At 65.6% G+C, this 12,023-nt stretch carries 15 protein-coding genes; 13 read left to right on the top strand and 2 right to left on the bottom strand.

Going from position 1 to position 12,023, the window contains the following annotated elements:
- Positions 1 to 30: 30 nt before the first annotated feature.
- The 5 genes from ctaD (at position 31) to HWX31_RS12755 (ending at position 3,690) form a co-directional block, all read left to right on the top strand.
- Positions 31 to 1,638 (top strand): cytochrome c oxidase subunit I, encoded by a 1,608-nt coding sequence (gene ctaD / locus HWX31_RS12735; RefSeq protein ID WP_059612915.1) that lies wholly within the window; start codon positions 31 to 33, stop codon positions 1,636 to 1,638.
- Between the two features lie 72 nt (positions 1,639 to 1,710).
- Positions 1,711 to 1,851 carry a cytochrome oxidase small assembly protein gene (locus HWX31_RS12740; RefSeq protein ID WP_042586883.1) on the top strand — a complete coding sequence of 47 codons (141 nt, stop codon included), beginning with the start codon at positions 1,711 to 1,713 and terminating at the stop codon, positions 1,849 to 1,851.
- 23 nt (positions 1,852 to 1,874) lie between these two features.
- The gene (locus HWX31_RS12745; protein WP_059612913.1) at positions 1,875 to 2,477 is read left to right on the top strand and encodes a cytochrome c oxidase assembly protein; all 603 of its coding nucleotides are present in this window, start codon (positions 1,875 to 1,877) and stop codon (positions 2,475 to 2,477) included.
- 16 nt (positions 2,478 to 2,493) lie between these two features.
- Positions 2,494 to 2,694, top strand: a complete 201-nt coding sequence (locus tag HWX31_RS12750; RefSeq protein ID WP_059612911.1) for a DUF2970 domain-containing protein — start codon at positions 2,494 to 2,496, stop codon at positions 2,692 to 2,694.
- Positions 2,695 to 2,832: 138 nt separating this feature from the next.
- On the top strand, positions 2,833 to 3,690 hold the full coding sequence (locus HWX31_RS12755) for a cytochrome c oxidase subunit 3 (RefSeq protein WP_059612909.1): 858 nt from the start codon (positions 2,833 to 2,835) through the stop codon (positions 3,688 to 3,690).
- A gap of 179 nt (positions 3,691 to 3,869) precedes the next feature.
- On the opposite strand, the gene HWX31_RS12760 is transcribed toward HWX31_RS12755, so the two are convergent.
- Positions 3,870 to 4,079 (bottom strand): twin transmembrane helix small protein, encoded by a 210-nt coding sequence (locus tag HWX31_RS12760; RefSeq protein WP_010090607.1) that lies wholly within the window; start codon positions 4,077 to 4,079, stop codon positions 3,870 to 3,872.
- Between the two features lie 84 nt (positions 4,080 to 4,163).
- On the opposite strand from HWX31_RS12760, the gene HWX31_RS12765 reads away from it, so the two are divergent.
- The 5 genes from HWX31_RS12765 to HWX31_RS12785 all read left to right on the top strand — a co-directional run bounded on the left by HWX31_RS12765 (position 4,164) and on the right by HWX31_RS12785 (position 8,249).
- Positions 4,164 to 4,874, top strand: a complete 711-nt coding sequence (locus HWX31_RS12765; RefSeq protein ID WP_244143739.1) for an SURF1 family protein — start codon at positions 4,164 to 4,166, stop codon at positions 4,872 to 4,874.
- 99 nt (positions 4,875 to 4,973) lie between these two features.
- The gene (locus HWX31_RS12770) at positions 4,974 to 5,564 is read left to right on the top strand and encodes an SCO family protein (protein WP_174965951.1); all 591 of its coding nucleotides are present in this window, start codon (positions 4,974 to 4,976) and stop codon (positions 5,562 to 5,564) included.
- Between the two features lie 25 nt (positions 5,565 to 5,589).
- The gene (locus HWX31_RS12775) at positions 5,590 to 6,702 is read left to right on the top strand and encodes a COX15/CtaA family protein (RefSeq protein WP_174965945.1); all 1,113 of its coding nucleotides are present in this window, start codon (positions 5,590 to 5,592) and stop codon (positions 6,700 to 6,702) included.
- An 8-nt stretch (positions 6,703 to 6,710) separates the two neighbouring features.
- A complete protein-coding gene (gene cyoE, locus HWX31_RS12780) occupies positions 6,711 to 7,613 on the top strand; it encodes a heme o synthase (protein WP_059612900.1) in 903 nt (300 codons plus the stop codon).
- An 18-nt stretch (positions 7,614 to 7,631) separates the two neighbouring features.
- Positions 7,632 to 8,249: an SCO family protein gene (locus HWX31_RS12785; protein ID WP_174965946.1), complete on the top strand. Its 618-nt coding sequence runs from the start codon at positions 7,632 to 7,634 to the stop codon at positions 8,247 to 8,249.
- A gap of 114 nt (positions 8,250 to 8,363) precedes the next feature.
- Here HWX31_RS12785 and HWX31_RS12790 read toward each other — a convergent pair whose 3' ends face one another.
- Entirely contained in the window at positions 8,364 to 8,654 is a 291-nt protein-coding gene (locus HWX31_RS12790; RefSeq protein WP_059613054.1) for a YciI family protein, read from the bottom strand.
- 191 nt (positions 8,655 to 8,845) lie between these two features.
- Here HWX31_RS12790 and HWX31_RS12795 point away from each other — a divergent pair, with 191 nt between their 5' ends.
- From HWX31_RS12795 to HWX31_RS12805, 3 genes are all read left to right on the top strand, one after another.
- Positions 8,846 to 10,471, top strand: a complete 1,626-nt coding sequence (locus HWX31_RS12795; protein ID WP_244143740.1) for a methyl-accepting chemotaxis protein — start codon at positions 8,846 to 8,848, stop codon at positions 10,469 to 10,471.
- Between the two features lie 191 nt (positions 10,472 to 10,662).
- Positions 10,663 to 11,478 (top strand): MetQ/NlpA family ABC transporter substrate-binding protein, encoded by an 816-nt coding sequence (locus HWX31_RS12800; protein WP_174965948.1) that lies wholly within the window; start codon positions 10,663 to 10,665, stop codon positions 11,476 to 11,478.
- A 183-nt stretch (positions 11,479 to 11,661) separates the two neighbouring features.
- Entirely contained in the window at positions 11,662 to 11,994 is a 333-nt protein-coding gene (locus HWX31_RS12805) for a DUF1493 family protein (protein WP_174965949.1), read from the top strand.
- The last annotated feature ends 29 nt before the right edge of the window (positions 11,995 to 12,023 follow it).

Here is a 12,023-nt window from a genome sequence, read left to right on the forward strand (position 1 = left end):
TTGTCGACGTATTCGCATTAGGAGATTCTCATGTCTAGCATCGGGCACGACGTAGCCGCGGGCCACGCGCACGACGACCACGCGCACGAAACCCCGCACGGCTGGCGGCGCTGGCTGTTCGCCACCAACCACAAGGACATCGGTACGCTGTACCTGCTGTTCTCGTTCATCATGTTCCTGTCGGGCGGCGTGATGGCGCTCGCGATCCGCGTCGAGCTGTTCGAGCCCGGCCTGCAGATCATGCGTCCGGAGTTCTTCAACGAGCTCACGACGATGCACGGCCTGATCATGGTGTTCGGCGCGATCATGCCGGCGTTCGTCGGCTTCGCGAACTGGATGATTCCGCTGCAGATCGGCGCATCCGACATGGCGTTCGCGCGGATGAACAACTTCAGCTTCTGGCTGCTGCCGGTCGCAGCCGTGCTGCTGGTCGGCTCGTTCTTCGCGCCGGGCGGCGCGACGGCCGCGGGCTGGACGCTGTATGCGCCGCTGTCGACGCAGATGGGTCCGGGCATGGACTTCGCGATCTTCGCGGTGCACATCATGGGCGCGTCGTCGATCATGGGCGGCATCAACATCGTCGTGACGATCCTGAACATGCGCGCGCCGGGCATGACGCTGATGAAGATGCCGATGTTCGCGTGGACGTGGCTGATCACCGCATACCTGCTGATCGCGGTGATGCCGGTGCTCGCAGGCGCGATCACGATGGTGCTGTTCGACCGCCACTTCGGCACGTCGTTCTTCAACGCGGCAGGCGGCGGCGACCCGGTGATGTACCAGCACATCTTCTGGTTCTTCGGCCACCCCGAGGTGTACATCATGATTCTGCCGGCGTTCGGGATCGTGTCGCAGGTGATCCCGGCGTTCGCGCGCAAGACGCTGTTCGGCTACAGCTCGATGGTGTACGCGACGGCTTCGATCGCGATCCTGTCGTTCATGGTCTGGGCGCACCACATGTTCGCGACCGGCATGCCGGTGACGGGCCAGCTGTTCTTCATGTACGCGACGATGCTGATCGCGGTGCCGACGGGCGTGAAGGTGTTCAACTGGCTCGCGACGATGTGGCGCGGCTCGATGACCTTCGAAACCCCGATGCTGTTCGCGATCGGCTTCCTGTTCGTGTTCACGTTCGGCGGCCTGACGGGCCTGATGCTGGCGATGGCGCCGCTCGACATCCAGTACCACGGCACCTACTTCGTGGTCGCGCACTTCCACTACGTGCTGGTGGCGGGTTCCCTGTTCGCGCTGTTCGCGGGCTGGTACTACTGGTCGCCGAAGTGGACGGGCTGGATGTACAACGAGACGCGCGGCAAGATCCACTTCTGGGCGTCGATGATCTTCTTCAACCTGACGTTCTTCCCGATGCACTTCGTCGGTCTCGCGGGCATGCCGCGCCGCTATGCGGACTACCCGGCGCAGTTCACGGACTTCAACCAGGTCGCGACGATCGGCGCGTTCGGCTTCGGTCTCGCGCAGGTGTACTTCCTGTTCGCGGTCGTGCTGCCGGCCTACCGTGGCGGCGGCGAGCTGGAGAAGGCGTCCGACAAGCCGTGGGACGGCGCGACGGGCCTCGAGTGGACGGTGCCGAGCCCGGCTCCTTTCCACACGTTCGAGCACCCGCCGACCGTCGAGTAAGTTTCACCGGACGTTCCGCCTTTGCCTGCCGCCGCAGGCAGGCGAGGCGGAACGTTCTACAGCAGGTTTCAGATGAACCGGAATCCACAACAAAGACGCACGCCCGAGCAGATCCGCGCGGGCAACAAGCGGCTCGGCCTGATTCTGCTTGCGATCGCCGCCGTCTTTTTTGTGGGTGTCGTGATCAAGCAGTGGTGGCTGTCCACTCACTGACGCAGTAGCGAGGACGTTGTCGTATGTCGAAGCCGGAAGCGGAGAACACGGACCGCGGGTTCAACCGTTCGATGCTGGTGAAGCTCTTCGTCGTGGCCGGGCTGATGTTCGGCTTCGGTTTCGCGCTGGTGCCGATGTATCGCGCGATCTGCCAGATCACCGGCATCAACAACCTCGTGCAGCGCGACGTCAGCGAGCGCGAGGCGAAGAACACGCAGGTCGACAAGAGCCGCACCGTGTCGGTCGAGTTCGACGCGAACGCGCGCGGCCCGCTGGGTTTCAAGCCGGAGCACAACAGTCTCGACGTGCATCCGGGCGAGTTGACGACGATCGTGTACGACGTGACGAACGGCCAGAACCGTCCGGTCGTCGCGCAGGCGATCCCGAGCTACGCGCCGAAGCAGGCGACGGAGTTCTTCAAGAAGATCGAGTGCTTTTGCTTCACGCAGCAGACGCTGGCCGCGAACGAGTCGCGCAAGATGCCGGTGGTGTTCGTGATCGATCCGAAATTGCCGAAGGACGTGAAGACGATCACGCTGTCGTACACGTTCTTCGAACTGAATACGCCGGCCCAGGCGGCAGCCGGTGCGGCGAAGCAGTCCGGCTCGACGAAGCCGGGCGCATGATGATGGAGGCGGGGCGATGACTGAGGTCAAGCGTAGCGGTTCGTTCGGCCAGGCGTTGAAGGCGGTGCTGTGGTCGTTCTTCGGCGTGCGCAAGCGGCGCGACCTGGAAGCCGACGCGACGCAACTGAATCCGCTGCACGTGCTGATCGTCGCGCTGATCGCGGCCGGCATGTTCATCGGCGTACTGATCCTGATCGTGCGCGCCGTCGTGGGCTGAGGCCCGCGGCAGCAACGGAATGCAAGCGGCGCGCCCCGGGCGGGCCGCGAAGGAAAGAGCGGCGGTCGTCGCGCCGCGCGAGAAATAAAGCCGGAGTGGTTTCCGGGACACAAATTGGACTGAAGTGGAGAATCAAGCATGAGCGGTCAAAACCAGACCCCGTACTATTTCGTGCCGCATCCGTCGCAGCATCCGATCAGCGCGGCCGTCGGCCTGCTGGTCATGCTCGGATCGTTCGCACTGTGGCTCAACGGCCACGACTGGGCGCCGTATACCGCGCTGCTCGGCCTGCTGTGGTTCCTCTTCACGCTGTACCACTGGTTCGGCGATGCGATTGCCGAGTCCGAAGGCGGGATGTACGGCAAGCGGGTCGACGTGTCGTACCGCTGGAGCATGAGCTGGTTCATCTTCTCCGAAGTGATGTTCTTCGGCGCGTTCTTCGGTGCGCTGTTCTATGCGCGTGAAATTGCGCTGCATCAGCTCGGCAGCCTCGACTACAAGCTGATCTGGCCGGATTTCTCCGCCGTGTGGCCGAACGAAGGCCCGGCCGCGCTCGCCGGTCACTTCAAGACGATGGGCCCGTGGCCGATCCCGACGCTGAACACCGCGCTGCTGCTGTCGTCGGGCGCGACGCTGACGATCTCGCACCACGCGCTGCGTGACGATCACCGCCGCAAGGCGATCGCGTGGCTGGCCGCGACCCTCGTGCTCGGCGTCTGCTTCCTGTTCACGCAGGGCTTCGAATATTTCCACGCATACAACGAACTGAACCTGACGCTCGGCTCGGGCATCTACGGTTCGACGTTCTTCCTGCTGACGGGCTTCCACGGCTTCCACGTGTTCCTCGGCGGCACGATGCTCGCGGTGGTGCTGGTGCGGATGATCCGCGGCCACTTCAAGCCGGAACATCACTTCGCGTTCGAAGGCGCCGCGTGGTACTGGCACTTCGTCGACGTCGTCTGGCTCGGCCTGTACGTCGTCGTCTACTGGCTGTAAATGAAAGACGGCCCGCGCAGCGATGCGCGGGCCGTTCGTATTGAGGCGGCCGGGCGGCGCGAGCGCGCTACCCGGCAGCCGGCATCACCGAGGCGCCGCCGCGACTTTGTCAGGCGGCGCTTTTGCTTGGTGGCCCGGCCATGTGGCGAAATGCCGCATCGGCCGCGGCGGCAACCGCGTCAGCGCCCGATCGGAATGCCGGTCGAATGGATCCAGCCCATCCAGTTCGCGAACAGGATGAACAGGAACAGCGAGATCGACAGGCCGACGCGGGTGGCGAGCGACCAGACCATGCGCTTCGTGTGGCCGCGGTCGTGCATCATGAAATAGAGTGCCGAGACCATGCTGGCAATGATGAGGACGAAGGCGATAGGGACGAGGATGTGCATGGAGCGAACCGGACGACGGCAATTCGAAAGGAAGAGGATAATTATCGCACTTCGCTTTCGCGACGACCGCGGCGAGGCGGCACGATGAAGATCCGCTGGCTTCCCGCGCTGCTCGTGCTGATGGTGGTCGCGGTCACGATCCGGCTCGGTTTCTGGCAGCGCGAGCGCGCGCACCAGAAGGAGGCGCTGCAGGCGAGCGTCGTGCGCTACGAGCACGCGGCGCCAGTCGAGGTCGGCGCGCAGCCGATTCCGCTCGCGTCGATCGAGTTCCATCGGGTGCGCGCGACCGGGCGCTTCATGCCGGAGCACGCGGTGTTTCTCGATAATCGGCCGTATAACGACCAGCCGGGCTTCTACGTCGTGATGCCGTTTAAACTCACGGGCGGCGGCTACGTGCTCGTCAATCGCGGCTGGCTGCCGCGCAACATCGCCGAGCGCACCGCGATCGAGCCGTTCGCGACGCCGGCGGGTGACGTCGAGCTCGAGGGCATCGCGCGCGCCGACGCGACGCGCGCGTTCGAGCTCGGCGAAGGCGGCTCGGCGCCGCACCAGAAGATTCGGCAGAACCTGGACGTCGCCGCGTTCGCGAAGGAAACCGGCCTGCCGCTGCAGCCGTTCGTGATCCAGCAGACGAGCGACGACGGCGACAAGCTGGTGCGCGACTGGCCGGCGCCGACGACCGGCGTCGAGCGCAATTACGGTTACATGTTTCAGTGGTGGGGCATGGCGGCGGCCGCGCTCGGTTTCGGCTTGTACGCGGCGCGGCGCGCGGCGAAGAAGCCGTCCGGCGCATGAGCGGCGCGATGCCCGTGCGCGGCGGCGACGCCGCGGGTACGTTTCGAGAGGTCTGATTTGTCCATCCAATCTTCCCGTCAGGGCCCGGGCGCGACGCCCATGTCGCCGGCCGCCAGAAAGCGCGGCCGCTGGACGCTCGTGCTGCTCGGGCTCGTCTGCGCGGCGCCGGTGATCGCGTCGTACTTCACCTATTACGTGATCAAGCCGCAGGGCGGCTCGACCAACTACGGAACGCTGATCGAGCCGCAGCGGCCGATTCCGCCGGACCTGACGGTGACCGACGAGACCGGCAAGACGATGCCGCTCGCGTCGCTGCGCGGCGTGTGGCTGTTCGTGATGACCGACCGCAGCGCATGCAATGACGCGTGCGCGGAGAAGCTCTACTTCATGCGCCAGGTGCGCGTGACGCAAGCGGGCGAACGGCACCGGATCACGATGGTGTGGCTGCGCAGCGATGCGGGCGCGGTTCCGGACAAGGTCGCCGCCGCGTACCCGGACACGCGCAGGCTCGTCGCCGATCCGGCCGCGGTCGCCCGGTGGCTGCCGGCCGACGCCGGCACGCAGGACACCGACCACCTGTACCTGGTCGACCCGAACGGCAACCTGATGATGCGCTTCCCGAAGGACCCGAACCCCAGCAAGATCAAGACCGACGTCACGAAGCTGCTGAAGTGGTCGAGCATCGGCTGACGCGAGACTACGAGGCAACAATCCGATGTCGTATCTACTGCAACTCGGCCTGATCGGCTTCTGCATCGCGCTGCTGCCGCTGTCGTACGTGTGGGTGAAGGCGGACGACGACAAGTTCCGCAAGCTGGTGTGGATCACCACGTTCCTGACCCTCGATCTCGTGATGTTCGGCGGCTTCACGCGGCTGACCGATTCGGGCCTCGGCTGTCCGGACTGGCCGGGCTGCTACGGCACGTCGTCGCCGTTCATCGCGCATGCGGCGATCACGGCCGCGCACCAGGCGATGCCGAGCGGCCCGGTCAGCATGACGAAGGCGTGGATCGAGATGATCCACCGCTATTTCGCGATGGCGATCGGCGTGCTGATCATCGCGCAGACGGTGATCGCGTGGGCCGCGCGGCTGCGCCGCCGGCCGTTGCACGTGTCGCCGTGGTGGCCGACGAGCCTGCTGCTGCTGATCCTCGTGCAGGGCGCGTTCGGCGCGTGGACGGTGACGATGAAGCTGCAGCCGGTGATCGTCACGATCCACCTGCTGCTCGGCCTGACGCTGCTCGGCACGCTCGGCTGGCTCGCGGCGCGGCAGACGCCGTTGCCGTCGCACGATCCGGAGGCCGGCCGCTATCGCACGGCCGCGCTCGCGGCGCTCGTGCTGCTGGTCGTGCAGATCGCGCTCGGCGGCTGGGTCAGCACCAACTACGCGGTGCTCGCGTGCACCGACTTCCCGACCTGCAACGGCCAGTGGATTCCGCCGATGGATTTCGAGCACGGCTTCCATCTGTGGCGCGCGCTCGGGATGACGAAGGACGGCGAGGCGATCACGCAGGACGCGCTCGTCGCGATCCACTGGACGCACCGCACGTTCGCGTTCGTCGTCGTCGCGTACCTGGTCGCGTTCGCGCTGAAGATGCGCCGCTTCGAATCGCTGCGGCGGCCCGCGAACGGCGTGCTGCTGGTGGTCGTGCTGCAGTTCGTGACGGGTTTGACGAATATCGTATTGCAGTGGCCTTTGCCGGTCGCGGTGGTCCATAACGGGGGGGCCGCGATCCTGCTGCTGCTCGTCGTCATGTTAAACTTTCGCATCCTTTCAAGCCGCCCCGGCCGTGTCGCGCTGCCTGCGCGCGACGCCGCCCCGGCGTGACCGTCCCCATGCAAAGCACCCTTTCCCGATCGCCCGGTAGCCGGTTTTCCCAGTACATGGCGCTGACGAAGCCGCGTGTCACGCAGCTCGCGGTGTTCTGCGCGGTGATCGGCATGTTCCTCGCGACGCCGGGCATGGTGCCGTGGCGGGTGCTGGTCGGCGGCACCATCGGCATCTGGCTGCTGGCGGGCGCGGCGTTCGCGATCAATTGCCTCGTCGAGCAGAAGATCGACGCGATGATGCGCCGCACCGCGTGGCGTCCGTCCGCGCGCGGCGAGATCACGACCGCGCAGATCCTGCTGTTCTCGGGCGTGCTCGGCAGCCTCGGCGCATGGACGCTCTACACGTTCACGAACCCGCTGACGATGTGGCTGACGATCGCGACCTTCGTCGGCTACGCGGTGATCTACACGCTGCTGCTCAAGCCGATGACGCCGCAGAACATCGTGATCGGCGGCGCGTCGGGCGCGATGCCGCCGGCGCTCGGCTGGGCCGCGGTGACGGGCGCGGTGCCCGGCGACGCGTGGATCCTCGTGCTGATCATCTTCGTGTGGACCCCGCCGCATTTCTGGGTGCTCGCGCTGTACCGCCGCAAGGACTACGAGAACGCGGGTCTGCCGATGCTGCCCGTCACGCACGGCGAGAAGTTCACGCGGCTGCACATCCTGCTCTACACGGTGATCCTGTTCGCGGTCACGATGATGCCGTTCATCTCGGGGATGAGCGGGGCCGTCTACCTGGCGAGCGCGGTGCTGCTCGGCGCGGTGTTCCTCGCGTATGCGTGGAAGATCCACCGCGAGTACTCGGACGAGCTGGCCCGCAAGGCCTTCCGCTACTCGATCGTCTACCTGTCGCTGCTGTTCGCGGCGCTGCTCGTCGACCACTATGCACGCCCGCTGCTCGGCGTGTAACGGCACGGTTTGAATACGATGCTTCGTTCATGGTTCGGGCGCCGCGCGCGCCAAGGCTGGATGCTCGGCTGTGCATTCGCGGCGGCGATGCTGCTCGCGGCGTGCGACAACGCGCCGAAATTCCAGAATCTCGACATCACCGGCAACACGCAGTTCGGCAGCGATTTCGCGCTGCCGGATACGGCCGGCAAGATGCGCACGCTCGGCGACTTCAAGGGCCGTGCCGTCGTGATGTTCTTCGGCTATACGCATTGCCCGGACGTCTGCCCGACGACGATGGCCGAGCTGTCCGAAGCGCTCAAGCAGCTCGGGCCGGACGCCGCGAAGCGCGTGCAGGTGCTGTTCGTCACCGTCGATCCGGAGCGCGACACGGCCGCGCTGCTCGGCCAGTACGTGCCGGCGTTCGATCCGTCGTTCATCGGCCTGCGGCCGGCGGACGAAGCGCAGCTGAAGAAGGTGACGAAGGATTTCCGCGTGTATTACGCGAAAGTGCCGGGCAAGGCGCCCGGCAGCTACACGATGGATCACACCGCCGCGAGCTACGTGTTCGACACGAACGGCAAGCTGCGCCTGTTCGTGCGTGACGGCCAGGGCCCCGGCCCGTGGCTGCACGACCTGAAACTGCTGCTCGGCTGAGCCGCAGCGCGGGGCGGCGCGCGCCGTCCCGCGTCTTCTCTTTTTCCGTCCGTTCTCCGTTTCGCCTGCGCAGGCCGCCGCCCGGCAGGCGCCGGCGCATCATGTCACGTCAAGTCATGGCAGTGCCGGCAGGACGACGCCCGGCGCCGCGCGCGTCATCCGGAATTCGGTCACGCGGTAGTTCGCGAGGCCTTCGGTGACGAACGGATCGGTCTGCAGGATCGCTTCCAGTTCGTCGCGATCGATGCGCGCCGCGAGGATCATGCCGCCTTCGCGCGGCACTTTCGGCCCCGCCGCGATGAAAATCCCCTTGTCCAGCAGCGGCTGCAGATACGCGCGATGGCGCTCGAGCGCGTCGTCGATGCGATCGAGCGGCGCGGTGTAGTGAATGTCGATGACGTACATGAGTTGCCTCGGAATGTGCCGGGACGCGGTGCGCCGGCCAGGCGATCTTGTAGCACAGGCCGCGTTGCATGTCGCGTTGCATTCAAGTTGTAAGCGTCGCTGCCGTCATTACGTGTGCAATCGATTGCGCGCGACGGGCCGTTCGCGCGCACGTTGCGTCATCCATCGACATCGATAACAAGGCACGCACGATGAGCAGAATGAGTTTGAACCGCAAGCTGTGGCTCGCACTGGCGCTGGTATGGATCGGCCTGCTGGGCGTCGGCGCATGGAGCGCGTTCGAGACGCGCGCGACGATGCTCGCGGAGCGCAAGGAGGGCATGGCCAACCTCGTCGAGGCGGCGGCCGGCATCGCGAAGTCGTACCACGCGCTCGCGCAGGCCGGCACGCTGCCCGAGGCCGACGCGAAGCGAGATGCGCTCGCGAGCCTCGCCGCGATGCGCTACGGCGAGTCGGGCTACGTGTTCGTGATGGATTCGAAGCCGGTCGTGCTGATGCACCCGACGCTGCCGAAACTGGTCGGCACCGAGGTCGGCGACTACAAGGACCCGGACGGCAAGCCGCTGTTCGTGACGATCCTGAACGCCGCGAAGGCCACCGGCAGCGGTTTCGCCGAATATCGCGGGCGCCTGCCGCACAGCGAGACCGCGGTGCCGAAGATCAGCTACGTCACGCGCTTCGCGCCGTGGGACTGGAACATCTCGAGCGGCGTGTACGTGAAGGACATCGATACCGTCTACTACGAGACGCTGCTCGGCCACCTCGCCGTGGTGCTCGTGATCGGCCTCGTGATCACCGCGGCGATGATCGTGATCATCCGCAACGTGCGCGGCAGCCTCGGCGGCGAGCCGGACGAAGCCGCGGCGCTTGCGGCGCGCATCGCGGGGGGCGACCTGACGCAGCCGGTGCTGGTGCGCGAGGGCGACCGCACGAGCATGATGGCGGCGATGCATGCGATGCAGGATCGGCTGCAGGCGACGATCGGCGGCATCCGCCAGTCGGCCGAATCGATCGCGTCGGCGAGCCGCCAGATCGCGTCCGGCAACGACGACCTGTCGCAGCGCACCGAGGAGCAGGCGGCGTCGCTGGAGGAGACGGCGGCGAGCATGGAGCAGCTGACCGCGACCGTGAAGCAGAACGCCGACAACGCGCGGCAGGCGAGCGGGCTCGCGAACAACGCGTCGGACATCGCGCGCGCCGGGCACGACGTCGTGAACCGCGTGATCGGCACAATGGGCGAGATCGACGACAGTTCGCGCAAGATCGCCGACATCATCGGCGTGATCGAGGGCATCGCGTTCCAGACCAACATCCTCGCGCTGAACGCGGCGGTCGAGGCGGCACGCGCGGGCGAGCAGGGCCGCGGCTTCGCAGTGGTCGCGGGCGAGGTGCGCTCGCTGGCGCAGCGCAGCGCGACGGCCGCGAAGGAGATTCGCGCGCTGATCGTCGATTCGGTCGACCGGGTGCGCAACGGCTCGACGCTGGTCGGCCAGGCCGGCACGACGATGGGCGAGATCCTGCAGGCGGTCGCGCGCGTGACGGACATCATGGGCGAGATCGCGGCGGCGTCCGAGGAGCAGGCGAGCGGCATCACGCAGGTCGGCCGCGCGGTCACGCAGATGGACCAGGTGACGCAGCAGAACGCGGCGCTCGTCGAGGAAGCGTCCGCGGCCGCCGCGTCGCTGCAGGAGCAGGCGGCGCGGCTGCGCGACGCGGTGGGCGCGTTCCGGGTGCGCGACGGCGGCGCGGCGCGCGCCCGGCCGGCGGCCGCGCCGGTGTTCCGCGAAGAGAAGGCGGTCGAAGCGACGCCCGCGTGACGCGGGACCGGCGGGCAGCGCAGGCCGATGCAACTAACGGCCTGCGCTGCCGCCCCCCGCGTAGCGCATACCCATATGAGCGGGATGTATTTCACTTCCCGCCGATCCTGTGACACCATTTGCCCCTTTCCCGCGAGTCGGGACATACCCGCATCGCCCCCTTTTATAGTTAGCAAGAAAGCGAGAAACAGATGAAGCGTCGCAGTCTCCTGAAAGTGTTTTCCGTGCTGGCAACCGGCGCCGCGCTCACGATGTCGGCGGGTGCGCACGCCGAGGACAAGGTGATCAAGGTCGGCACGGTGGCCGGTCCGGACGCGGAAGTGTGGCAGGTCGTGCAGAAGGTCGCGAAGGAGAAGGAAGGCCTGAACGTGAAGGTCATCGAGTTCAACGACTACGTGCAGCCGAACGCGGCGCTCGACGCGGGCGACCTCGACGCGAACAGCTTCCAGCACCAGCCCTACCTCGACAGCCAGGTGAAGCAGCGCGGCTACAAGCTCGTCAGCGCGGGCCTGACCTACATCTCGCCGATCGGCGTCTACTCGAAGAAGGTCAAGGCGCTGAAGGACCTGCCGCAAGGCGCGAAGCTCGCGGTGCCGAACGATCCGTCGAACGAGAACCGTGCGCTGCTGCTGCTGCAGGCGCAGGGCGTGATCAAGCTGAAGGCCGGCGCGGGCACGGGCGGCAACAACGCGACGGTGCTCGACATCGCCGACAACCCGAAGAAGCTGAAGATCTCCGAGCTGGACGCGGCGCAACTGCCGCGCGTGCTGTCGGACGTCGACGCGGCCGTGATCAACACGAACTACGCGATCGCCGCGAACCTGCAGCCGACCAAGGACGCGATCGCGCTCGAATCGCTGACGAGCCCGTACGCGAACCTGATCGCGGTGCGCGCGAGGGACAAGGACCAGCCGTGGGTGAAGAAGCTGGTCAAGGCGTACCAGTCGACGGAAGTGCGGGAATTCATCAAGAAGCAGTTCAAGGGCTCGATGGTCGCGTCGTTCTGAACGCGTTCCGTTGACCGAAACAGGCCTGCACGCGTGCAGGCCTTTTTTTTGTGTGCGGTGGATGGTGTTCTGTTGCCGCCCGCGCCAGGTTCTTCCCGATGAGTCAAATAACAATAATTTCAAGCGATATTTTTATTATCGTCTGCAAGATGATGAGTCACTGCAATAGAGTCGCAAGGGGGTATGGTGGATATTGAGAGCAGGGTGATTGAATATGTAAGAAAAAAATCCGGATTTTCGGTTTTATCAAGGGCTGCGGACATAACTGAAAATACCGATCTGGATACCGACCTGGATTTCGATGCTGCCGAGGTCGAAGAGATGATGCGGGAGTATTCCGCTGAATTTAATGTCGACGTGAGTCAATTCGATATAAAAAAATATTACCCGGAAGACGATTTTTCATTCCTTGACTTGATCAACCCGTTCAAGAAAAAAGTGGTCCATCGTGTTTCGGATCTGAACGTTCGAATGCTGATCGCATCGGCAAAAGCGGGTCGCTGGCTCTACGGCTGACTGCTCACCGGGTTTGTCCACGACCTGAC

The sequence above is a fragment of the Burkholderia ubonensis genome, from assembly GCF_902833085.1.
GTDB lineage: Bacteria > Pseudomonadota > Gammaproteobacteria > Burkholderiales > Burkholderiaceae > Burkholderia > Burkholderia ubonensis.

Coding starts and splice junctions, on each gene's coding strand:
- ctaD (WP_059612915.1), top strand. CDS start 31: ATGTCTAGCATCGGGCACGACGTAGCCGCGGGCCACGCGCACGACGAC.
- HWX31_RS12740 (WP_042586883.1), top strand. CDS start 1,711: ATGAACCGGAATCCACAACAAAGACGCACGCCCGAGCAGATCCGCGCG.
- HWX31_RS12745 (WP_059612913.1), top strand. CDS start 1,875: ATGTCGAAGCCGGAAGCGGAGAACACGGACCGCGGGTTCAACCGTTCG.
- HWX31_RS12750 (WP_059612911.1), top strand. CDS start 2,494: ATGACTGAGGTCAAGCGTAGCGGTTCGTTCGGCCAGGCGTTGAAGGCG.
- HWX31_RS12755 (WP_059612909.1), top strand. CDS start 2,833: ATGAGCGGTCAAAACCAGACCCCGTACTATTTCGTGCCGCATCCGTCG.
- HWX31_RS12760 (WP_010090607.1), bottom strand. CDS start 4,079: ATGCACATCCTCGTCCCTATCGCCTTCGTCCTCATCATTGCCAGCATG.
- HWX31_RS12765 (WP_244143739.1), top strand. CDS start 4,164: ATGAAGATCCGCTGGCTTCCCGCGCTGCTCGTGCTGATGGTGGTCGCG.
- HWX31_RS12770 (WP_174965951.1), top strand. CDS start 4,974: ATGTCGCCGGCCGCCAGAAAGCGCGGCCGCTGGACGCTCGTGCTGCTC.
- HWX31_RS12775 (WP_174965945.1), top strand. CDS start 5,590: ATGTCGTATCTACTGCAACTCGGCCTGATCGGCTTCTGCATCGCGCTG.
- cyoE (WP_059612900.1), top strand. CDS start 6,711: ATGCAAAGCACCCTTTCCCGATCGCCCGGTAGCCGGTTTTCCCAGTAC.
- HWX31_RS12785 (WP_174965946.1), top strand. CDS start 7,632: ATGCTTCGTTCATGGTTCGGGCGCCGCGCGCGCCAAGGCTGGATGCTC.
- HWX31_RS12790 (WP_059613054.1), bottom strand. CDS start 8,654: ATGTACGTCATCGACATTCACTACACCGCGCCGCTCGATCGCATCGAC.
- HWX31_RS12795 (WP_244143740.1), top strand. CDS start 8,846: ATGAGCAGAATGAGTTTGAACCGCAAGCTGTGGCTCGCACTGGCGCTG.
- HWX31_RS12800 (WP_174965948.1), top strand. CDS start 10,663: ATGAAGCGTCGCAGTCTCCTGAAAGTGTTTTCCGTGCTGGCAACCGGC.
- HWX31_RS12805 (WP_174965949.1), top strand. CDS start 11,662: ATGGTGGATATTGAGAGCAGGGTGATTGAATATGTAAGAAAAAAATCC.